This window comes from Sporosarcina sp. SAFN-015, from assembly GCF_051966875.1.
Lineage (GTDB): Bacteria > Bacillota > Bacilli > Bacillales_A > Planococcaceae > Sporosarcina.
Genome location: NZ_JBQCKP010000004.1, coordinates 387,692 through 408,650, shown reverse-complemented (window position 1 = coordinate 408,650; position 20,959 = coordinate 387,692). Strand labels below are relative to the sequence as shown.

Genomic DNA, 20,959 nt, shown 5'->3' with positions numbered 1-20,959 from the left:
TCATCTTCTTGTTTTTCGAATATACAATTGTAGTGCATTGTCTGAATAGTTTGCTGCACAGGCACCTTAAAAAGAAGAGAGGTGCGGTGAGTGGGTCGGGAAGTATTTATTGTCGATGCGGTTCGGACACCGATTGGAAAGTATAAAGGGCAGTTGAAGTACATCCGTCCCGATGATTTAGGGGCTATTGTTCTGAAAGGATTAGCTGAAAGGAATCCAGAGGTTCCATTGGAGTCCATCGATGATGTTATATTTGGAAATGCGAACGGAGCGGGGGAAGAAAACCGGAATGTTGCGAGAATGTCGCTATTGCTTGCCGGATTTCCGAAAGAGGTTAGCGGGACGACTGTAAACCGACTTTGCGGCTCAAGTTTAGATGCAGTCAGTTTGGCAGCTCGCTCCATATTATCAGGGGAGTGCGAAGCGATTATTGCGGGAGGCGTTGAAAGCATGACGCGGGCCCCTTTCGTAATGAAGAAGCCCGAATCAGAATTTCCTCGTGGTGATTTGAATTTGCACGACACGACAATCGGTTGGCGTTTCATCAATCCTCGAATGGCTAATTTATACGGTACAGATTCAATGCCGCAGACAGCGGAAAATGTTGCGTCGCGTTTTAGCATCACGAGGGAAGAGCAAGATGAATTCGCATATAACAGCCAGCAAAAAGCGAAACAGGCAATGGAGGAAGGCAGATTCGTGGATGAAATTATTCCGGTTGCGTTTACGGATAGGAAGGGAATCGAGAATGTCATAGATCGTGATGAACATCCAAGAGCGGACACTACAGTAGAGAAACTATCGGCATTATCTCCGATTTTCAATGGGGGAACTGTAACGGCTGGGAATTCAACCGGAGTGAACGACGGAGCGGCAGCCTTGTTGCTTGTAAGTGGGAAGTTTGCAAGGGAGTACGGCCTGAAGCCGCTCGTCAAATACATCGGCTCCGCAGCTGCAGGGTTAGATCCATCTGTTATGGGACTCGGGCCGATTTATTCGACAAGAAAACTAATGAAAAAACTGGGCTTACGATCAACCGATTTTAATCTCGTTGAAATTAATGAAGCATTTGCCTCTCAAGCATTGGAGTGTATAAGACAACTCGATTTGGACATGGATAAAGTCAATGTCAACGGCGGAGCCATCGCTTTAGGACATCCACTCGGAGCAAGCGGCGCACGAATTTTAACAACATTGATTCATGAAATGAAAAGAAGGAAAGCCAGGCGGGGATTGGCGACGATGTGCATTGGAGTCGGACAGGGGATATCAGTTGTGGTGGAGGGTGTGGATGATAGATTGGAATAAATGAAGAAAAGGAATGTCTCCAAGTAATGGAGCATTCCTTTTACTCATTTTTCTACTGTGTAAGAAAAAGTTTTTAAAACCTTTGGAACTTGATCAGAGTTATTTGCTGAAACAGTGCCGTTTTGAACTGTCATGCCTAATACAATAACTAGTAAAAGAATTGATGCAATTTTCTTCATTACAATTCCTCCCATTTTTCCTTTTTACTATAAATATAGCCATATCTAATCCCATCTCGATAAAGACTAGATGCTAGCTTATATTTCCTACTATTATAGTACCACTCTGCCAGTGCAATGCAATATTTATGAATGAATCTGAAATCTTTAATTTCCTTAAAATGTTGAATGGCAGCTTCTGCTATTTCTACAGACAATCCATGTTCGCTATGCAATGATTGATAGAAGCGGAAATGATGAAAATAAGAAATTTGATTTTCATCATCTAATTTATGATATAATGCAATTCCTTTTTCGGCCCAATCTCTAACAAGGTTCTCTTCATTCGTTTTTGAATAATCTTCGATTAAAGAGAGAATCGTAATCAACTTTTCAGAAGGATCTATTTTATGGTCAATGCTTTTTTTATAATATTCGATAGCTTGGTTAGTTTTTCCCATAGCACTATTTAAGGTGCCGATATTATGATAGATAATCCCTTTTTCGTTGTGTAAATTAAATTCTTCGCTTATTTGCATCGCTTTTGAATATGCTTCCAGTGCGTCTTGGAATTTATCGCTTCTTTTATAAGAAATTCCGATAAGAATATAGCATTCTAACACTCTACTCATCATTAATTGTTCTCGGAAAAAAATAAGGGCACGTCTAGCATGATCAATCGAGTTAAATGTCTGTCCATCTGACGCATAAAACACAGCAATTATATAATTGAATTCAGCTTTTTCCCATTCACCAAGAGGTAACGACTCCAGTTTATGGAGTATTAACTCATAATAATGTATGGCCATTTTTACGTTGCCAGTATTATAACAGAATAACCCTTTATTTAAGTGAAACAAATAGAGTTGATATACATCAAAGTTATCAATGGATTCTTCCAGTAAATTAATTTCTTGCTTTAGTTTTTCTGAATCAATTCTTACTATCATATTAAATCGAAAAGTAATAAGCGAATAAGTAAAATGTAATGAATCATTTTCAAATAGAGGGACGTTTTGCTCAAGATACTCTAATTTCTCTCTCGTGAAATTTGAATCTCTCGCTGTCATAACTTCACGATAAGACTCCATCAACATCTTCTCAAACTCGCGTTCCGTTTCCTCATCATTTTCCTGCAATTTCCCCGGATCCATTCCTAACCGCTTCATTAGCAGTTCTGTTATGTCCTCACTCGGTTCAATCTGGTTCCGTTCAATTTTAGATAAATAAGAAGGCGTACAAATACCTTTGGCCAGGACAACTTGTTTCATATCTTGCCGAACACGTTCTGCACGTATCAAATGACCTATTTTCAATCGCCGATCCCTCTCTTTATTTATCCTATTCCCATTATAGTATAAAGCACGAATATACAAAATGAGAAACTTTTCTTGAAAAAGTGAAAAAAAACGTCGATTTGAAAAAAAATGTCCCAATCGGTTATACTTCTTTAGGAGGAGCTCCCGTGATATATTGTAGTTAATAGTCCCACGCCATGGAGATTCATCTAAATTAAACAGGACAAAAGGAGTGTGAAGGGGATGACGATAGCAAAAACCGAAGTAGACTGCGATATGGAATTCCTGGACATCGAGATCATGAAGATGAAGATGGAACTCTTACAATTTGTGAAGAAGATGCAATCCAATGGTTTTCTGAAATCAGTTGATTACGATGAATTGACAGATAAGCTTACATCAAAATGATAATTTGGACATAAGGTGGCTGACATTCGGTTGAATGGTGCAGTCACCTTTTTTGATTTTATACGCAAAAACGATCGAAATATGAATAAATGTCCTGAATGATTTTTAAAAAGCTGCTTCGAAGTGAATTTCAACTTCGAAACAGCTTTTTACGAACCTCTCGTCCTTTTTGCTCCGATGACCATAAGACTAACCGCGCTTGTGACATTGAGCAGAACACCTAAGATGAGCAGAATCCACTCAATTGTGTTCGGAAGTGAAAGGGTTAAGGACAAAACAAGTGACATCGAACCGATAATGAGCAACAGCATTAGAAGCGGTATCTTTTTTTGCAATTTAATGCCTCCTTTTGCAATGCAGGCGCACTTTAACACTATTATAACTGCAATATGATTGCAATGGGAATTTGAAAAAAGGCGGCCTCCTGTCGGGCCGCCTTTTTGTATGGTGATGTTCGATTATTTCTTTTCTGGCTCATCGTATTCTTTCAGAGGAACTAGGTCGAAGATGTCGTGGTCTTCGAAGGCATCGACGAGGCGGTCCAGCCATTCAAAGTAGTCGCGGACGTATTTAAGTTTGCTAATATCCATTTCGACGATCTCTTTCAACTCTTCACTGAGGTCGGGATTGTTGTTCAACTGCTCAAGTTCACGCAGTGATTTCCTGACGGCGACGGAATGGAGTGAAATGGATCTGCGCCATTTAATTGAAAATAGATTGATAAAGCTTTGGTACCAATCGTCTTTCACTTGATACAAGTCTTTGCGGACGCCGCGCACCCAAGCGCGTTCGACCAGTTTTAATTCAGCCAGTGCCCTGACGGAAGTGCTCATGCTCGTTTTGCTCATGCCGAGTTCTTCGGTCATGTCGTCTAATGTCATCGGCTCGTCGTGGAAGAACATCGTACCGTACTGTCTACCGGCAGATGCTGTGAGGCCATATAAATGTATATTTTGTGCGATTGTTTCGATAATCCGCTCGCGTGCTTTGTCGAGTGTTTCTTTACCGTCCATAGTGCTTTCCCTCCGCTGTCTCGGGGTGAATTCCCCATCAATAACCTAAGCGTATTATAACCGCAATTCAAGTGTAACGATAAGTTTAAACTTTGTACAGTTTTTACTGTACAAACAATTTAATTTGAAATAACGGTTGTAATGTATATTCTTTATGCATATACTAGTAAACATGAGTTTCCAAAAAAATAGGGAGTGTACACATGGTAGAACTACGAAAGAAAATCGAAGTCGTCAACACGACGAAAATCTTCGGTAAAAATAGCAAGCGTGCAGCGCAGCTGTTGAACGAGGGAAATTCGAAGAGTGAAATCCTCAAATCCACAGGCGCGACAGTAGGCGTGAAGAACGCTTCTTTTGACGTCTATGATGGTGAAATTTTTGTCATTATGGGACTGTCAGGAAGCGGGAAGTCAACATTAGTACGGATGTTGAACCGGTTGATTGATCCGACGATGGGCTCGATCCGCATTGATGGAGAAGACATTGTCGGTATGAATAAAGAACAGCTCCGTGAAGTGAGACGGAAGAAAATCGGGATGGTGTTCCAAAACTTTGCACTTTTCCCGCATAAGACCATTCTCGAGAACACGGAATATGGGCTTGAAATCCAAGGAATTGCAAAACCGGAACGAAAAGCGAAGGCAATCGAGTCGTTGAGGCTTGTCGGTCTTGCTGGCTATGAAGAGCAATATCCGAACCAACTGAGTGGCGGAATGCAGCAGCGGGTCGGTTTGGCGCGTGCGCTTGCCAATGATCCCGATGTGCTGCTCATGGATGAAGCATTCAGTGCACTTGATCCGTTGATTCGTAAAGATATGCAAGATGAGCTTCTTCAGCTTCACCATGACATGGGAAAAACGATCATTTTCATTACCCATGACTTGGACGAGGCACTACGGATAGGGGACCGCATCGCATTGATGAAGGATGGGGATATCGTCCAAATTGGAACGCCTGAAGAGATTCTGATGAACCCTTCGAATAAATATGTAGAACGCTTTGTCGAAGACGTCGACCTTTCGAAAGTGTTGACCGCAGGACATATTATGAAAAAGGCGGATACGGTGCAAATTGACCGGGGTGCCCGAGTTGCATTACGCCTTATGAAAAAGCAAGGAATTTCCTCTATTTACGTTGTCGACAAAGCGAACCGACTTCTCGGTGCCGTGACAGCGCTAGATGCCTCCGATGCAACGGAAACGGGAAAATCTTTGGAAGATGTCCTTATTACTGATATTCCGACGATTTCTCCGGACACTGTCTTAACCGATCTGTTCGATACAGTATCGACGACACAGATTCCGGTAGCTGTCGTAAATGAAGAGAAACATCTGCAAGGCATTATTATTCGTGGTGCACTGATCGGCGCGTTGGCAGGCGACGGCCAGTTTATTAATAGCAGTGGCTCGAGTGAAGTCACGGTTGAATCAGAAGATGAAATGGAGATGGAGGTGAGCAACATTGGATAATCTCTTACCGCGCATACCATTCGCAAGCTGGATCGACAATGGCGTCGATTGGCTTGTCACCCATTTCGGCTCTGTCTTCGATGGCATTTCCTCTTTCCTAAAAGGTATCGTCGAAGGGGCAGTCGATTGGATGGATATGGTGCCGTCCATTGTGCTTGCAATTTTGTTCGCATTGCTCGCCTGGTTTATTTCCACTCGGCGCATTGCAATATTTACGTTAGTCGGGTTACTGTTCATTGATTATCTCGGGTATTGGCATTCGATGCTGCAAATGTTGTCACTTGTCATTACATCCGTTATCATTGCGCTCGTCATCGGTATTCCGCTTGGCATATGGGGTTCACAAAAACCGGCAGTGAAGAAGGTTATTAGTCCGATTTTGGACTTGATGCAGACGATGCCTGCATTCGTATATTTATTACCCGCGATCTTCTTCTTCAATATCGGTGTCGTACCGGGCGTCGTCGCTTCGGTCATCTTCTCAATGCCGCCGACGATCCGGCTTACGATGCTAGGAATCGAGCAAGTGCCGAAAGATTTGATCGAAGCGACCGAAGCATTCGGCTCCACTACGTGGCAAAGACTTTGGAAAGTGCAAATCCCGCTCGCTAAGCCGACGATTATGGCTGGGGTCAACCAAAGCATCATGCTGTCACTTTCCATGGTCGTTATCGCGTCGATGGTCGGTGCACCTGGACTCGGTGAGGAAGTATACAGAGCGGTGACACAATTGAAGACGGGTGTAGGCTTTGAAACGGGTCTATCCATCGTTATCGTCGCCATCATCCTTGACCGGATCACACAGCAAGCAGGCAAGAAAAAACAAGGGGGAACTATTTAATGAAATTGTCGAAGAAAATGTTTGGACTCGGAGCAGCAGCATTACTAGCAGTAGGTTTAGCAGCTTGCGGAAATGATGATAAAGCTGATGATTCATCTACTTCAGGCGGAAGCGGTTCGGCAAGCGTCGGCGAATCCGTCGATTATAAAATTACGGGTATCGACCCGGGCGCTGGCATTATGGAAGCGACCGACAGAGCGATCGCTGATTATGAGCTCGACAAATGGGACGTGACGACAGGATCGGGCGCTGCGATGACAGCAGCGCTGAAAAAGGCGTATGACGCTGAAGATCCGATCATCATTACAGGTTGGACACCACACTGGAAATTTGCGAAGTTTGACTTGAAATACTTAGATGATCCAAAAGGGTCGTACGGCGGGGAAGAGCAAATCCATTCAATCGGTCGTCTTGGCCTTGCAGAAGACTTGCCCGAAGCTCATCAAATACTATCTAACTTCAATTGGTCTGAAGAAGATATGGGTGAAGTAATGGTTGCCATCCAAGAAGGCGAGAAAGAAGAAGCCGCTGCACAAAACTGGATTGATGCCAATCCGGAAAAAGTTGCGGAATGGACGGATGGCGTGGACAAAGTGGATGGCGATAAAATCACACTTGCCTACGTTGCATGGGATAGTGAAATCGCTAGCCATAACGTCGTGAAATTAGTACTTGAAGATATGGGATACAATGTTACATTGACTCAAGTTGAAGCAGGCCCTATGTGGACAGCTGTTGCTGACGGCAGCGCGGATGCAACGCTCGCAGCATGGTTGCCAGTGACGCATGCCACGTATGCGGAAAAGTTCGATGGCAAATTTGAAGACCTCGGAGTCAGCATGGAAGGCGTGAAAATCGGCCTCGTCGTACCACAATATATGGACATCGATTCAATTGAAGATTTAAAGGAATAAAACTAAAGGCAGCTTCCGCTGAGGGAGGCTGCCTTTTTTTCATTTATAGACACGTGGATAGTATTGTTCATTGAACTCTTTAATGCTAGGAAATATGTAGTTCAATTGCCCTTCGTTATATACGAAAGTATGTAAACGCTTACTATTTTGGTCAATATATTTTTGAGGAACAGGAATTAATATGTTTGTTCCATCATTGAAAACTACTTTGGTAAGGTACTTATCTACTTCATATGTTGTAAAGGAACTATTTAAGATCCATACACAATCGATATGATCCGAAGGTTCTGTTTGTAGGACAACTCTCGATTCTGTTAGTTCCTTGAGAATGTTCAAAGGTGTTAGGGGAGAAGAATAAGTACCATGCGTCGTGAAAATCTCCGACAAGCCATTGGATGTTTTCGCCCAACGCAATGCGTTAACAGACCGATGATCATGCAAAAAATGTTTACTAGACATAATATATTCCTCCTTTTGGCATAGATATTTTTCATTATAGCATGATTAATTTGAAAATTATAGTTAAATTGTTACAGTATCTTCTATTTTATTAAAATTAATGTCAAACATTTAAGTTGTAATAGGGCAAATAGTTTATTCACTATTCGAAACAATTGCTTGACCTTGACGTTAACGTCAATGCTATATTCAAAGAAAGACTGAAGGGGTGGTGAAGCTGAAGACGATTACGGAAGTGGCGGAATTATTTGGGGTATCAACACGTACAATTCGGTATTATGAGGAAATTGGACTGCTCTCGCCGAAACGGTCTGATGGAAAACAAAGGCTCTATTCTAATGCTGAGCTTGCAAAGTTAAAGCTCATTTTCCGCGGCAAGCGGTACGGATTTTCGTTGGACGACATCAAGGAGATGGTGTTGTTGTTTGACAAGGATCGTACAGGGCGCAAACAACTTGAAGTGACGATTGAATACGGCAAACGGCGTATCGGGGAAATCGATCGTAAAATCCAGGAGCTGCAGGAAATGAAGGCTGAAATGGAAGAGTTGCTCGGTGAATTCATTGGGAAATTGGATATTTCGAAAGGGGAATGAAGGGATGAACAGTTCACGGTTGTTGGAGAGGAATGCAAGAAAGTATCCAGAAACGGAAGCAGTCGTCAGCATGGGGAAGCGGACGACCTACAAGGAACTGGACGTAAGGGTCAACCGGTTCGGACATGCGCTTTTGAATGAAGGCATCCGAAAGGGTTCAAAAGTGGCATTGTTTTTGCCGAATGTAGAGGAATTCATCGTTGCCTATTTCGCAGTTCAGCGAATTGGCGCAATCGTCGTTCCAATCAACGTTAAACTGACGACGGAAGAATTGGCTTATGTACTTAACCATTCAGATGCTGAAGCGATCATTGCGCATGAATTGCTATTTGAAACTGTGAAAACATTGCAATCTCCTTCTATCTTAATTAAGACAGGAGAAGCGTTTGCAAACTGGAAAAGCTTCGAATTGCTCATCCAAAAAGCAGATGACAAACCAATTCCATGCAATTTGAAGGAAGACGATGAATCGACTATTCTTTACACATCCGGAACGACCGGAAATCCAAAAGGAGTGCTGTTCAGCTATCGCAACATCCTGACCGTCGCATCAATGATTGCGGTCGAAATGGAATTCAAGCCGGAAAGCCGCGTCCTCCTCATGATGCCGCTCAGTCATTCAGCGCCGCTTCATCTATTCATGATGGCAGGCATGTATGTTGGTTCGTCGCTCGTCCTTACTCCGACATTCACGCCCGACCTCTTAATAGAAACTGTGGAAAAAGAGAAGACGACACATTTCTTCGGTGCCCCTGTCGCGTATTTGCTAACAGCAGGACACCCACAATTAAAGGACGCCGATCTGTCCTCGATGAAATGGTGGATTTACGGTGGGGCGCCGCTATCATCCAATGAAGTGAACATGGTGAAAACCGCTTTCCGGACAGATGATCTCGTATGTGTGTACGGGCTGACAGAAGCAGGTCCGAGCGGCTCATTGCTGCTTGCAGATGAACATGTAGAGAAAGCAGGCAGTGTCGGTCGACGTGCTCCGTTGCATACAGAGCTACGGATCGTGAATGAAGATGGAGATGACGTACCACAAGGGGAAATCGGCGAAATTGTCCTTTTCGGCGAAGGGAATATGATGGGCTATTATAAAAACGAGGAAGCGACGAAGGAAGCATTCGTCGGACAGTGGCTTAAGACAGGGGACTTGGCGAAGTTCGATGAGGATGGCTATATATGGATTGTCGATCGGAAAAAGGACTTGATCATTTCTGGCGGCGTTAACATTTATCCGAAGGAGATTGAGGAGACGATACTGAGCTATCCGGGCATCCGCGAAGTTGCGGTCATTGGCGTTCCTCATCCTGAATGGGGCGAGACGGTAAAAGCAGTGTTCGCTGCAGCGAATCCGGTCGATAGCGGGGAATTAAAAGCATTCCTTCAAGAGCATCTCGCGAAGTATAAAGTACCGCGTCTATATGAACAAGTTGATGCGTTGCCACGGAACGCCTCCGGAAAAATTTTAAAGCAACCATTGCGAGAAGGGATGACAGTCCAATGAAAGTCGTGCAGGAAGCGGAAACCTTCAAGACCGATAACTTCTACGAAGGCGATGATACACTCCGATTGATTTTGGAGGAGCATTTGGAAGACCCATTCCTTGAGTACGCGAAACGTGAGCTATCCCTTTTCGGTGAGCATTGTGCAAATGAAATCGACGAGCGCGCAAAGCATACAGACCGGGAAGGGGAGCCGCGCCTCATCCGGTACGACAAATTCGGTGAGGAAGTTTCCGATGTTTGGGTGAATGAAGGATATCGCAAAACTGTCCAAGAAACGTATGATACCGGAATTGTCGGTTACGTCCATAAGGAAATTCCGGAGCTTGGCCAAAAGGGGAATTACACGTATAGCTTCGCGCAAGGCTATTTGCTGTCGCATGCGGAGCCTGGATTTTATTGCCCCGTCACGCTGACAATGGCGACCGCCTATTTGCTCGATCATTATGCGGATGAACAAGTGAAAAATCTATTTCTCGGCAATGTTTGCTCGACGGGTGAAGTTCCATTGTACGAAGGGGCGACGTTTCTGACGGAGCGCCAAGGAGGATCGGACGTTGGGGCGAACGTCGTGAAGGCAGTGAAGGAAGGCGATCAGTACCGTCTCTACGGAGAGAAATACTTCGCCTCGAACGCTGGCATGGCGGGAGTCGCGATGGTCCTTGCGAGAATCGAAGGTGCGCAAGTTGGATCACGCGGATTGACATTGTTCGCGGTTCCGTGGAAAGGCGAAGACGGCAAACCGAACGGACTGCGCATCCGCCGTTTGAAAGACAAACTCGGCGTGCGGGCCGTCCCTTCCGGGGAAGTCGAATTCGACGGTGCGCTTGCTTACGTTGTCGGCGATCCGGCAAAAGGCTTCTATTATATGATGGAAGCCCTCAATCTTTCACGCATATGCAACGCGGTCGCCTCCATTGGCATTATGAGGCGCGCCCTGCTGGAATCAAAAGCGTACGCGACCCGTCGGAATGCGTTTGGCAAGAGGCTCACAGACTATCCGATGGTGCAGGACACGCTCGGGAAGATGGCGGCGAGGCTCCATGTAGAAGTGGCAACCGTCTTTGATTTCATTACATTATATGAACGTGTCACGGAAGGCGATGCGTCCGACCGCGAAAAGATCCTCAACAGGCTTTTCATCGCGCTTATGAAAAAGGAGACGGCTGAGCAAGCAATCCACTTTTCGCATGAAGCAATTGAAATGCATGGCGGCAATGGATATATCGAAGATTTCGTTACGCCACGCCTGCTTCGTGATGCGCAAGTGCTCACCGTATGGGAAGGCACCGCCAATATTTTAGGATTGGAGCTCATCCGCCTCGTCAATAAATTTGAAGCCCATAAACTGTTCATAGACGAACTGTGCAACCGTCTCACCGCTCTACAAGACAGTAAGATGAAAAAAGCTGTATCGGTTGAAGTGAATTCATTATCGGCTGACCTAATCGCATTTGCCGGCGTTGAAAATGCGCTTCAAACTTTCGAGGCAAAAGGGTTAATGAAAAGGATGGCACACCTTTATGAAAGTGTCGTCGCTCTTGAATGGGCAATGAAATATGGCGGGAAATTTGAGAAATTAGCGGAAATATATATAGAAGAAACTTGGTCTTTGCGGAAAGTTGGAGATGAAATGAAGACTGTCGCTTATTTTGACCAAATCATGTAGAGGATAGGAGCCGGCTAGAATGCCGGCTCCTTTCTTCTATTTATGCACGTTGCGAAAAATGAATGTTTCCCTAAGTTCCCCCAGCATTTGACAATAAAATCTGTCGATGCACATTGATTCATTTTATATACTGGCGATTTTGCTAGTTGAATAGCATATTTTATCAATAAATTTGAATTTTCTATTCCTTCTAATCATCGTATAGTAGTAGAAAGGATACGAACTTGGGGGAGTGAGTGCAATTAAAAAGTTAGTTGCAATACTTTTGGCAATCACCGTCGTAGCAAGCAGCGCCGCTATATTTGCAGGCGTTGAACCGGCATTGAATCTTCTCGCTTCGATTGAAAAGGAATACGAGAATCATTTATTTCAGACTGAAACCAATTTGCTGGACGTAGCGGAAACGCCTAGACAAGGAATTACCAATGCATTGAACGGACAAGCTAGTAAATAGGGGGAAATGTTATATAAAAAGGAGCTTGCTTTAGAAAGCTCCATACATAAATATTCTATAATAAAGTTCCACAATAACCCAATGTATGTTACTATAGAATCATGTATTAAAAAGTCTGTTGTAGTTATATTGAACTATATACGTTGAATAGGAGTTGTGGGCATGGAGAAGGAAGATTTGATTTCATTGCAACGTAATGTCCTGAAGCTACGGGTGGAAGGAAAATACGAAGAGACAATTGAAGCTTGTTTTCAACTATTGGAAGCCGGTATAAAGTTGAATGACCCAAAATCCATTTTAACTGCCCATATAAACAATGCCGCATCTTTTTATTGCATCGGCGCAATCGAAGAGGCTTTTCATAGTATCGATGCCTATATTGAATACTGCGCGGACAATGGCGATGAAGATGATCGACTGAATGGATGCAATGTCCTGTTCCTGCTTTATGAATATAATAAAGACTATCAGAAAGCGAAGGAAACATTAGAACGAGCCATTGAGTTAGGCAAAGAGCTCAAACACTTTAATATCGTCAGCAATGCTTATAGCAATTATAGTATGATTCTCGCCATTGAAAAGGATTTTGAAGGTGCCCACATAATGGCGACAAAAGGATTGGCGATGGCAAAGCTGCATGAACCACAAACACCGATATTGGAATTTCGGGTGAAATTAAATATTGCCAATGCACTAATTGGTTTAGAGAAAATGGTAGAGGCTGAACAGCTTGTAAATGAGATGGTGAATGACCCGATTTTGGAATCTTTCATTCGTGAAAAGACGCAAGTCCACGATTTGTACGGACGCTTTTTCATGCAGAAAAAGATGTATCCTGAAGCATTGCAAGCATACGACAAGGCGAAAGAGCTTGCAGAAAGTTATAATGATAGGAATTTGCTGAAAGGCATTTTAGAAAAGAGATGCAAGCTTTGTGATCTTATGGGGGATATGCAACGTGGATATAAAGCCCAACAAGCATACATTGATTTATTAAGCGATCTGCGACAGCACGAAATTACGATGGCCGCCGTGAAATTAGGGGTGAAACATCGAATTGCAACAATCGAACGTCAAGCCAACACCGATTTCCTTACGGGTCTGTACAATCGGAGCTACATGGAGACGACGACGGACAAATGGCTTGCCGAAGCTGCTCGGACAAGCGAAAGCATCGTTTGTATCGCTCTCGATCTTGACAACTTAAAAAGCTTGAATGACACATACGGTCATATTTTTGGCGATAAAATCATAAAGAAAATCGGTCAAGCATGTTCCAGCCAAATTAGGAGCGGTGACTTAATGGGCCGGTTCGGTGGAGATGAATTCGCTATTATTTTGCGAGATCTTTCTATTGAAGAAGCATACTATAAAGCAGAGAAACTACTTGAGGCCGTCCGTTCAATCAAAATTGAAAAAGACGGCATTTACATTTCATTAACAGCAAGTGTCGGTCTTGCTGATAATGCAAACGGTAACATTCAAACATTCACCGAACTGTTCCACCAAGCGGACGTCGCGCTCTATCAAGCGAAAGAGGACGGGAAAAACCGTATATGCATATTGAATTGAAGGAAGAGGCGAATTGTTGCCTCTTTTTTTGTATCGCTTATAGCAGATTGACAGACGAAATTAGAACCTAACTACATTCCAAGCGCCAAAGGCTTATTTGAAAAAGTCCGGAATGAATAATAACGTAATTAACGTAAATTCACAAGGACTCCATTAAATTCACCAGGACTCAATTAAACACGCAAGGGCTCCATTATTTGTTCAAGGGCTCAATTAATCGCGCAAGGGCTCCAATATTTGTTCAAGGGCTCAATTAATCGCGCAAGGGCTCCATTAATCGCACCAGGGCTCCATTAAATTCACAAGGGCTCCATTAATCGCGCAAGGGCTCCATTAAATTCACCAGGGTTCCATTTCTCACACAAAGACTCCCTTTACATCAAAAAGCAATCCCAGTACATTCACTAGGACTGCTTTTTCTTATTATTTACCCGAAAATACTCCGAAACCTGTACGACCCTCACGTTGCCAGTGTGAAGCTCATGATAGATTCCCCGACTATCACAGAATGATATGTATTGATCCCGTTCCGATTTCACAAGCTGTTCGGCACTTTCCATGGAATCGGTGTGGATGAAGCGCCGTATGTAATGTTCCTCATCAAAAAAATAGGTGATTTTGAATTCACGCATCGCAGTACTCTCCTTCCATTAATGAACAGATTGCCCTTACCTCATTAAGTCTATTCCTTCATTATTGCCAATAGTGTAACATAGAAAGAAATAGTTTTTGGCAGGAACTAACTACTTTAAGATAGAGAGATGAGTCGCATGAAACCGATGTCCTTGCAATCACGCATATTTTCATATGGAGCCTTGTTCGTTTCCCTCATAGCGATCATTATCGGCATTTCGTTCTACTTTACGATGTCGAACGGGATTGAGAAACAGATTGGAGTCCGCGCGCTAAGTATCGCCAAAACGACGGCGGCTCGGCCGGATGTCATTGCGGCATTCGAAGAGGACGATCCATCTAAGTTGCTGCAACCGATCGCCGAAGCTGTCCGACTGCAAACCGAAGCTGAATATGTCGTCATCGGAAATAGTGAAGGCATCCGGTATGCCCACCCTGTTGTCGAGCGGATTGGCCAAAAAATGGTCGGTGACGATAACGAACGCGCGCTTGAATTCGGGGAGTCCTATGTTTCAAAGGCGACTGGGACTCTTGGTCCTGCACTACGAGGGAAAACGCCTGTCTTCAATGAACAAGGCGATATTGTCGGGGTCGTTTCTGTCGGTTATTTGAATGAAGATATTTCTTCCATTTTCTTTCAATATATTGATAATATTTCATACATCGTGCTTATCGCTATCATTCTCGGAATCATTGGTTCAAGTGTCCTGGCACGTAATATTAAAAGAGAGCTATTTGATTTGGAACCTGTCGAAATCGCGAATTTATTCACCGAACGGAATGCACTTATCGAATCTGTGCGTGAAGGTATCATCATGGTCGATGCGAAAGGAGTTATTACAACAGTGAATGCAGCTGCCTATGACACGCTTTCAATTCCGGGTCAAACAGAACTGGTCGGACGGACAATCCAAGAAATACTCCCAAACACATTATTGCCGAAAGTGCTTGAAACGGGGGAGCGGCATCTCGATCGGCCGATGGAAATCCACGGGAAGAAAGTCATCGTCAACCGTGTCCCGATTCATGCGGACGACCGGATCATCGGTGCAGTATCGACGTTCCGCCTTCAATCGGAAATCGACCAGCTCTCTATGGAATTATCGCAAGTGAAACGGTATACGGAAGCACTTCGTGCGCAGACGCATGAATATAATAATTTTCTTTATACGATTTCAGGGCTTATCCAATTACATTCCTATGACGAGGCACTCAGCCTGATTCATGACGAAACAGCCGAGCACCAATCTCTCATCCAGTTTGTCACGAAGCGATTGCAGGATCCTTTCCTTGGCGGAATTGTCATCGGCTTCTTCAATCGTGCGCGGGAATTGAAAGTCCGTTTCCTAATCGATGAAGATAGCTTCCTGAAAGAGTTGCCGTCCCATTTGGAGAAGACCCATTTTGTCTCCATCATCGGGAATTTGGTGACGAATGCATTTGAAGCAGTTGAAATGAATCCAGAGGTGAAACGGATGGTCCGCCTTTTCATTTTGGATAACGGAAGAGAGATTTTGTTCGAAGTGGAGGATTCAGGCAGAGGAATTGCAAATGAAGTATTGGATGATTTATTCCGTGAAAAAGTGTCGACGAAAGATGTGGAAGACCGAGGCTATGGGCTTTTAAAAGTCGCGGAAAACGTTGAAGATCTAGGCGGCTCCATTACAGTAGAAAAAGGAGATTTAGGTGGTGCGCTGTTCATCATCTCTATTCCGAAAGGGGGGAATTAAATGAGACCGATTGAAATTCTTATTATTGAAGATGATAAACGGATTGCCGATATTCATCATCGATTCATCGACAAAATTGAAGGTTTCACCGTTGTTGGAGCCGCTCACACTGGCGAGGAAGCAAAGGATTGGGTGCAGGCACTGTCGCCCGATCTTGTATTGCTCGATGTTTATTTGCCTGATGCACTCGGAACGGAAATCATGGGCTTCATCCATGAAAATAGCCCTGAAACAGATATCATCTTCATAACGGCAGCAGCCGAAGTCGATATTGTAAAAAAAGCGTACCGCAGGGGGGTAGCCGATTATATATTGAAGCCGCTCACATTCGATCGTTTCAAGGAAAGCCTTCTTTCCTACAAAGCGAAACATGAAAAGCTGGCAGCTGCTGGGGTTATGAAGGAGGATTCCATCCAGTTCTTATGGAATAAAACAAATGTACCGTCAGCTGAAAACCTAGATTCCCTCCCGCCGAAAGGGATTGATCCGATAACAAAAGAGAAAGTCGTCAGCCATATGAAACAGATTGAAGGTGGGATTACTGCAGAAACGCTCGGTGTAGATATCGGTGTCAGCCGTTCAACGGCCAGGCGTTATTTGGAGTATCTCGTCTCAGAAAAACAAGCACATACCGAACTTATTTACGGTTCAGTCGGACGGCCTGAAAGAAGGTATTTCATTCACTAACGGTGTGAACATTATGAACAAAATGACGTTTACACCCATTATTCAACTTATGACCGTAAACATTGAAAACAACCAACCTTCTGATAAATTGATGATAGCGTATGAAAGCGCTGTCATCATTTTTTAATTCAAAAGGGGGATACATGATTATGTGGAAGAAACTTACGACAGTTGCTTTGACTGGGGTATTGGCGTTCAGCCTTGCAGCATGTTCAAAGAATGATGGGGCAAAGGGGAGCTCCTCGGATTATCCAAAAAATAATATCACGATTGTTGCACCATCCGGAGCAGGCGGCGGATGGGATTTGACAGCACGTGCCATTGCGAAAACGATGAATGACACGAAATTGATCGAAAAACCGATTACAGTTGAGAATAAGCCAGGTGGCGGAGGCGCCGTTTACATGGCGGAGTTTGCAACGAAAGAAGTAAAGAATGATTACGCGTTATTGGTAAAATCTCCACCACTTCTCATCAATAACAATAAAGCGGAAGGGAACAGCCCTTACGGTTATAAAGATACAACGCCATTGGCGCAGTTGACGCGTGATTACGGCGCAATCGTTGTAAAAGCGGATTCGGAATTCCAAACGTTGAAGGATGTTTTGGAAGCGATTAAGAGTGATGCAACTTCAGTTACATTTGCCGGCGGATCCGCCCCTGGTTCTATGGACCATTTAGTTGGAATCTTGCCTGCTTTCGAATATGGCATCGACCCGAAAACTGTTAAATATGTATCTTATGATGGTGGTGGAGAAGCTGTAGCGGCGTTGTTAGGTAACAATGCGGATGTCATTGCAACGGATGCATCGACAATCGGGCAGTATGTGAAATCCGGTGATGTCCGTGTCCTTGCTGTTAGTTCAACCGAGCGTCTTGGCGGGGAATTAGCTGAAGTGCCGACATTTAAAGAAGAAGGTATTGACGCAGAGTTCACAATTTGGCGCGGACTTTTCGGACCGAAGGAAATGTCCGATGCAGCTGTCGATTACTGGTCTGTAAAGCTGAAAGAAATGGTTGAAACGGATGAGTGGAAAGCGGAGCTTGAGCGAAATGGCTGGGAAAGCGAATACCGTAGCTCTGAAGATTTCACGAAGTACTTGGAAGACCAAGACAAAGTTATTGTGGAGCTTCTGACAGCACTTGGCATGCAAAAATAAGGCGTATGGGCGGCTTGAACGGCCGCCTTTTCAATCTAGCTTCTGGCGCCAGAGACTCGGGGTCATAAGTCAAAGCTGTTCTGTGGCAAAAAGCGCCACGCCACATCTTTGCCTTATGCCTGTCGTCTCTATGCAGGCGCCATCCGCTTTTTTTATAGGGAGGTGTTAAAGACTATGAGTAAAACATTCGATCGATATGCAAGTATCGCTTTTTTACTGATTGGTCTTTTATTTGTAATCGAAAGCATGAAGATTGCGAACAGCGCGTATGGGTCGACGGTTGGACCGAAAATCTTTCCGTTAGGACTTGGCATCATATTAATTCTTTTGAGTTTACGATTGTTATATGAAACATTCAAATACAAGACTGAAACGACGACTTCGGAAAAGCTTCAGTATAAAAAGTTCCTCATTATTCTCGTTAGTGCTGCTCTCTATGCATTTTTATTAGAGAAGATTGGTTACGTCATTTCAACATTCCTTTTTCTACTCATCGCTTTCCAGACGATGGAGCGCGGCAGAATCGTGCCGAGTCTCATTATCGCTACGGTATTTTCATTTGGCGTCTATTATTTCTTTGCGGAATTTCTTGGGGGCTCATTGCCCGGATTCCCTAGTTTTTAAGAAGAGAGGAGTCACAACATGAGCACATTACAATTTTTGGCCGACGGTTTCGCGACGGCATTCCAATGGCATAATCTATTATTCGCATTCATCGGAGTCGTCATCGGAACAGCTGTCGGCGTATTGCCCGGCATCGGTCCAATGAGTGGGGTGGCACTCCTTATTCCGGTCACTGCAACGATTACATCCGGGATGCCGACAAGTGCGGCGGCTGCGAGTTCCATCATTTTGCTTGCGGGTGTTTACTATGGTGCGATGTATGGGGGATCCACCACTTCGATTCTTTTGAACACGCCGGGTGAATCATCGTCTGTCGTCACGACGCTTGATGGTTATCAGATGGCAAGGCAAGGCAGGGCAGGGGCGGCATTGGCGATTGCTGCGATTGGATCGTTCTGTGCGGGAATCGTTTCCTTGATCGGCCTTGTTTTGCTAGCAGAACCGCTGTCCAATGTTGCTATCAAATTCGGTCCTGCAGAATATTTTTCATTGATGCTGTTAGGGTTAGCGGCCGTAAGCGGTCTCGCTGGAAAATCGATGACGAAAGCTTTAATGATGACTGTTTTTGGTTTAATGCTAGGAACAATCGGAATTGATGCTGTTTCGGGAATCGCCCGTTTTACGTACAACCAACCTATTTTGTATTCAGGATTAGAGTTTTTAACGATTGCCGTCGGGCTATTTGCTCTCGGCGAAGTGTTCAAGACGATTTTGGAAAGGGATAATGAAGGAGGAACGATTGCAAAAATCAACCGCATTCTTCCGACGAAGCAAGACATGAAAGACAGCTCTGTTCCGATTGTCCGCGGTTCCTTGCTCGGATTTTTCATTGGTGTCCTCCCTGGAGCAGGCGCGACGCTTGCCTCTTTCTTCTCCTATATGACAGAGAAGAAATTCAGCAAGAAACCTGAAACGTTCGGTAAAGGGAATATTGCAGGAGTTGCTGGACCGGAATCTGCTAATAATGCAGCTTCTGGCGGTGCGATGATTCCGTTGCTCACATTAGGGATTCCGGGATCCGGTACGACTGCAATTTTGATGGGCGCACTTATCATGTACAATATCCAGCCTGGTCCGCTCCTTTTTGATGAGCATCCTGAAGTGGCATGGGGACTTATTGCAAGTATGTTCATCGGTAACTTGATGTTGCTAATGTTGAATATGCCTCTCGTCCGTGTATTCGCGAAAGTTATTCAAACTCCAAAGAAGTACTTATTGCCGATCATTGTTGCCATTTCATTTTTCGGAGTGTATGCCGTGCAATATACGACCTTTGATTTGTATTTGCTGCTCGGATGCGGTGTACTAGGTTATTTCTTGACGAAAAACGATTACCCGGTCGCTCCACTAGTGTTAGCACTCGTGCTAGGACCGATGATTGAAAACAATATGCGTCGTGCACTGACGATTTCTAACGGCGACTTTAGTATTTTCGTTACGAAACCGTTGTCGCTTGTCTTCATCATTGCAGCTGCTGCATGGCTGTTAATTCCGTTACTGTTGAAGTTGAAAGGCAAATCGGTCATTGTCGAAGAAGAAGGGTAATAAATAAAACGGATTGCCTGGGAAATGGGCAATCCGTTTTTTGATAAGTATAATGGAAATAGTCAATTATTTTGTTATTCCGGGAAAGGGGATTATCATGGATTTAGGGTTAAAAGGAAAAGTCGCTCTCATCACGGGTTCAAGTCGAGGGATTGGATTAGAAACAGCTCTCTATTTAGTTAAAGAAGGCGCCGAGGTAACGATTTGTGCAAGAAATAAAGATCGATTGGAAGAGGCGGCAGCCTATATTCTAGAACAAACAGGCAAAGAAGTGTTCTTTGTGGAAGCGGATGTTACAAAAGAAGAGGATTGTGAAAAAATTGTTTCTGCTACAGTTGAAAAATATGGACGTTTAGATATTTTAGTGAATAACGCCGGGACTTCTCAAGCCCATCCATTTGATGAAGTAGGAACGGAACTTTGGCAGCAAGATCTTGACTTGAAACTATTCGGCGCTATCCGTTGTTCCCAAAATGCAATACCACATATGCGGCAAGTTGGCGGGGGTGCAATCCTCAACGTAACAGCTGTTAAAGGAAAGACACCTTCTGCGGCATCATTGCCAACTTCGGTCAGCAGGGCAGCAGGAATGGCTTTAACGAAAGCAATGAGTAAAGATCTTGGTCCAGACAATATCCGGGTGAATACGGTGTGTATTGGTTTGATTCGCAGCGAACAGATTGAAAAGAAGTGGAAAAAACAGAACCCGGAACTATCATGGGAAGAGTTTTCTAGCAAACAAAGTCAGATTCCATTAGGACGTATTGGAAATACGGATGAAGCCGCTAAAGTGATTACCTTCCTTGTGTCAGACGCCGCCTCTTATGTCACAGGTACATCAGTCAATATTGACGGAGGGATGGCAGGAGTTTTATAACATCCGTCTTTGTTTGAATCGCGTCCAAAACAAG

The 20,959-nt window shown here is 44.0% G+C and carries 22 protein-coding genes; 16 read left to right on the top strand and 6 right to left on the bottom strand.

Annotation, left to right across the window (positions count from 1 at the left end; all coding sequences use genetic code 11):
- Positions 1 to 90: 90 nt before the first annotated feature.
- On the top strand, positions 91 to 1,308 hold the full coding sequence (locus ACTHPA_RS10050) for an acetyl-CoA C-acyltransferase (RefSeq protein ID WP_440500064.1): 1,218 nt from the start codon (positions 91 to 93) through the stop codon (positions 1,306 to 1,308).
- A 44-nt stretch (positions 1,309 to 1,352) separates the two neighbouring features.
- Here ACTHPA_RS10050 and ACTHPA_RS10045 read toward each other — a convergent pair whose 3' ends face one another.
- Both ACTHPA_RS10045 and ACTHPA_RS10040 read right to left on the bottom strand, forming a co-directional pair.
- On the bottom strand, positions 1,353 to 1,487 hold the full coding sequence (locus ACTHPA_RS10045) for a hypothetical protein (RefSeq protein ID WP_440500063.1): 135 nt from the start codon (positions 1,485 to 1,487) through the stop codon (positions 1,353 to 1,355).
- Positions 1,487 to 2,782: a tetratricopeptide repeat protein gene (locus ACTHPA_RS10040; protein WP_440500062.1), complete on the bottom strand. Its 1,296-nt coding sequence runs from the start codon at positions 2,780 to 2,782 to the stop codon at positions 1,487 to 1,489. The genes ACTHPA_RS10045 and ACTHPA_RS10040 overlap by 1 nt, the downstream gene beginning before the upstream one ends.
- A gap of 225 nt (positions 2,783 to 3,007) precedes the next feature.
- Here ACTHPA_RS10040 and ACTHPA_RS10035 point away from each other — a divergent pair, with 225 nt between their 5' ends.
- On the top strand, positions 3,008 to 3,172 hold the full coding sequence (locus ACTHPA_RS10035) for a hypothetical protein (RefSeq protein ID WP_440500061.1): 165 nt from the start codon (positions 3,008 to 3,010) through the stop codon (positions 3,170 to 3,172).
- A gap of 149 nt (positions 3,173 to 3,321) precedes the next feature.
- On the opposite strand, the gene ACTHPA_RS10030 is transcribed toward ACTHPA_RS10035, so the two are convergent.
- Positions 3,322 to 3,507: a hypothetical protein gene (locus ACTHPA_RS10030; RefSeq protein ID WP_440500059.1), complete on the bottom strand. Its 186-nt coding sequence runs from the start codon at positions 3,505 to 3,507 to the stop codon at positions 3,322 to 3,324.
- Positions 3,508 to 3,630: 123 nt separating this feature from the next.
- Complete coding sequence (locus tag ACTHPA_RS10025) at positions 3,631 to 4,185, bottom strand: GbsR/MarR family transcriptional regulator (protein ID WP_440500058.1); 555 nt, start codon at positions 4,183 to 4,185, stop codon at positions 3,631 to 3,633.
- A 203-nt stretch (positions 4,186 to 4,388) separates the two neighbouring features.
- Here ACTHPA_RS10025 and ACTHPA_RS10020 point away from each other — a divergent pair, with 203 nt between their 5' ends.
- The 3 genes from ACTHPA_RS10020 to ACTHPA_RS10010 are packed head-to-tail and all read left to right on the top strand — an operon-like array spanning position 4,389 to position 7,412.
- Positions 4,389 to 5,657: a quaternary amine ABC transporter ATP-binding protein gene (locus tag ACTHPA_RS10020; RefSeq protein WP_440500057.1), complete on the top strand. Its 1,269-nt coding sequence runs from the start codon at positions 4,389 to 4,391 to the stop codon at positions 5,655 to 5,657.
- A complete protein-coding gene (locus ACTHPA_RS10015) occupies positions 5,650 to 6,498 on the top strand; it encodes an ABC transporter permease (RefSeq protein WP_440500056.1) in 849 nt (282 codons plus the stop codon). The genes ACTHPA_RS10020 and ACTHPA_RS10015 overlap by 8 nt, the downstream gene beginning before the upstream one ends.
- Complete coding sequence (locus ACTHPA_RS10010) at positions 6,498 to 7,412, top strand: glycine betaine ABC transporter substrate-binding protein (RefSeq protein ID WP_440500055.1); 915 nt, start codon at positions 6,498 to 6,500, stop codon at positions 7,410 to 7,412. Before ACTHPA_RS10015 ends, ACTHPA_RS10010 begins: the two co-directional genes overlap by 1 nt.
- A gap of 39 nt (positions 7,413 to 7,451) precedes the next feature.
- Here the strand turns inward: ACTHPA_RS10010 and ACTHPA_RS10005 are convergent, their stop codons facing one another.
- Complete coding sequence (locus ACTHPA_RS10005; protein WP_440500054.1) at positions 7,452 to 7,871, bottom strand: hypothetical protein; 420 nt, start codon at positions 7,869 to 7,871, stop codon at positions 7,452 to 7,454.
- Positions 7,872 to 8,088: 217 nt separating this feature from the next.
- Between ACTHPA_RS10005 and ACTHPA_RS10000 the strand changes: the two genes are divergently transcribed.
- The 5 genes from ACTHPA_RS10000 (at position 8,089) to ACTHPA_RS09980 (ending at position 13,669) form a co-directional block, all read left to right on the top strand.
- Positions 8,089 to 8,466 (top strand): MerR family transcriptional regulator, encoded by a 378-nt coding sequence (locus tag ACTHPA_RS10000; RefSeq protein ID WP_440500103.1) that lies wholly within the window; start codon positions 8,089 to 8,091, stop codon positions 8,464 to 8,466.
- 4 nt (positions 8,467 to 8,470) lie between these two features.
- Positions 8,471 to 9,976 carry a class I adenylate-forming enzyme family protein gene (locus tag ACTHPA_RS09995; RefSeq protein WP_440500053.1) on the top strand — a complete coding sequence of 502 codons (1,506 nt, stop codon included), beginning with the start codon at positions 8,471 to 8,473 and terminating at the stop codon, positions 9,974 to 9,976.
- Entirely contained in the window at positions 9,973 to 11,643 is a 1,671-nt protein-coding gene (locus ACTHPA_RS09990; protein ID WP_440500051.1) for an acyl-CoA dehydrogenase family protein, read from the top strand. Before ACTHPA_RS09995 ends, ACTHPA_RS09990 begins: the two co-directional genes overlap by 4 nt.
- Before the next feature lie 232 nt (positions 11,644 to 11,875).
- The gene (locus ACTHPA_RS09985; protein WP_224654390.1) at positions 11,876 to 12,097 is read left to right on the top strand and encodes a hypothetical protein; all 222 of its coding nucleotides are present in this window, start codon (positions 11,876 to 11,878) and stop codon (positions 12,095 to 12,097) included.
- Positions 12,098 to 12,259: 162 nt separating this feature from the next.
- Positions 12,260 to 13,669: a tetratricopeptide repeat-containing diguanylate cyclase gene (locus ACTHPA_RS09980; RefSeq protein ID WP_440500050.1), complete on the top strand. Its 1,410-nt coding sequence runs from the start codon at positions 12,260 to 12,262 to the stop codon at positions 13,667 to 13,669.
- A 404-nt stretch (positions 13,670 to 14,073) separates the two neighbouring features.
- On the opposite strand, the gene ACTHPA_RS09975 is transcribed toward ACTHPA_RS09980, so the two are convergent.
- Positions 14,074 to 14,301, bottom strand: coding sequence for a hypothetical protein (locus ACTHPA_RS09975; protein ID WP_440500049.1), 228 nt, complete (start codon positions 14,299 to 14,301; stop codon positions 14,074 to 14,076).
- A 129-nt stretch (positions 14,302 to 14,430) separates the two neighbouring features.
- On the opposite strand from ACTHPA_RS09975, the gene ACTHPA_RS09970 reads away from it, so the two are divergent.
- The 6 genes from ACTHPA_RS09970 to ACTHPA_RS09945 all read left to right on the top strand — a co-directional run bounded on the left by ACTHPA_RS09970 (position 14,431) and on the right by ACTHPA_RS09945 (position 20,925).
- Complete coding sequence (locus ACTHPA_RS09970; protein WP_440500048.1) at positions 14,431 to 16,032, top strand: ATP-binding protein; 1,602 nt, start codon at positions 14,431 to 14,433, stop codon at positions 16,030 to 16,032.
- Positions 16,033 to 16,719 (top strand): response regulator, encoded by a 687-nt coding sequence (locus ACTHPA_RS09965; RefSeq protein WP_440500047.1) that lies wholly within the window; start codon positions 16,033 to 16,035, stop codon positions 16,717 to 16,719.
- Positions 16,720 to 16,862: 143 nt separating this feature from the next.
- Positions 16,863 to 17,879, top strand: coding sequence for a Bug family tripartite tricarboxylate transporter substrate binding protein (locus ACTHPA_RS09960; protein WP_440500046.1), 1,017 nt, complete (start codon positions 16,863 to 16,865; stop codon positions 17,877 to 17,879).
- 174 nt (positions 17,880 to 18,053) lie between these two features.
- Positions 18,054 to 18,503: a tripartite tricarboxylate transporter TctB family protein gene (locus tag ACTHPA_RS09955; protein WP_440500045.1), complete on the top strand. Its 450-nt coding sequence runs from the start codon at positions 18,054 to 18,056 to the stop codon at positions 18,501 to 18,503.
- A gap of 18 nt (positions 18,504 to 18,521) precedes the next feature.
- Entirely contained in the window at positions 18,522 to 20,048 is a 1,527-nt protein-coding gene (locus tag ACTHPA_RS09950; protein WP_440500044.1) for a tripartite tricarboxylate transporter permease, read from the top strand.
- 97 nt (positions 20,049 to 20,145) lie between these two features.
- A complete protein-coding gene (locus ACTHPA_RS09945; protein ID WP_440500043.1) occupies positions 20,146 to 20,925 on the top strand; it encodes an SDR family NAD(P)-dependent oxidoreductase in 780 nt (259 codons plus the stop codon).
- Positions 20,926 to 20,959: the final 34 nt, after the last annotated feature.

Coding starts and splice junctions, on each gene's coding strand:
- ACTHPA_RS10045 (WP_440500063.1), bottom strand. CDS start 1,487: ATGAAGAAAATTGCATCAATTCTTTTACTAGTTATTGTATTAGGCATG.
- ACTHPA_RS10035 (WP_440500061.1), top strand. CDS start 3,008: ATGACGATAGCAAAAACCGAAGTAGACTGCGATATGGAATTCCTGGAC.
- ACTHPA_RS10025 (WP_440500058.1), bottom strand. CDS start 4,185: ATGGACGGTAAAGAAACACTCGACAAAGCACGCGAGCGGATTATCGAA.
- ACTHPA_RS10020 (WP_440500057.1), top strand. CDS start 4,389: ATGGTAGAACTACGAAAGAAAATCGAAGTCGTCAACACGACGAAAATC.
- ACTHPA_RS10010 (WP_440500055.1), top strand. CDS start 6,498: ATGAAATTGTCGAAGAAAATGTTTGGACTCGGAGCAGCAGCATTACTA.
- ACTHPA_RS10005 (WP_440500054.1), bottom strand. CDS start 7,871: ATGTCTAGTAAACATTTTTTGCATGATCATCGGTCTGTTAACGCATTG.
- ACTHPA_RS09995 (WP_440500053.1), top strand. CDS start 8,471: ATGAACAGTTCACGGTTGTTGGAGAGGAATGCAAGAAAGTATCCAGAA.
- ACTHPA_RS09990 (WP_440500051.1), top strand. CDS start 9,973: ATGAAAGTCGTGCAGGAAGCGGAAACCTTCAAGACCGATAACTTCTAC.
- ACTHPA_RS09980 (WP_440500050.1), top strand. CDS start 12,260: ATGGAGAAGGAAGATTTGATTTCATTGCAACGTAATGTCCTGAAGCTA.
- ACTHPA_RS09975 (WP_440500049.1), bottom strand. CDS start 14,301: ATGCGTGAATTCAAAATCACCTATTTTTTTGATGAGGAACATTACATA.
- ACTHPA_RS09970 (WP_440500048.1), top strand. CDS start 14,431: ATGAGTCGCATGAAACCGATGTCCTTGCAATCACGCATATTTTCATAT.
- ACTHPA_RS09965 (WP_440500047.1), top strand. CDS start 16,033: ATGAGACCGATTGAAATTCTTATTATTGAAGATGATAAACGGATTGCC.
- ACTHPA_RS09960 (WP_440500046.1), top strand. CDS start 16,863: ATGATTATGTGGAAGAAACTTACGACAGTTGCTTTGACTGGGGTATTG.
- ACTHPA_RS09955 (WP_440500045.1), top strand. CDS start 18,054: ATGAGTAAAACATTCGATCGATATGCAAGTATCGCTTTTTTACTGATT.
- ACTHPA_RS09950 (WP_440500044.1), top strand. CDS start 18,522: ATGAGCACATTACAATTTTTGGCCGACGGTTTCGCGACGGCATTCCAA.
- ACTHPA_RS09945 (WP_440500043.1), top strand. CDS start 20,146: ATGGATTTAGGGTTAAAAGGAAAAGTCGCTCTCATCACGGGTTCAAGT.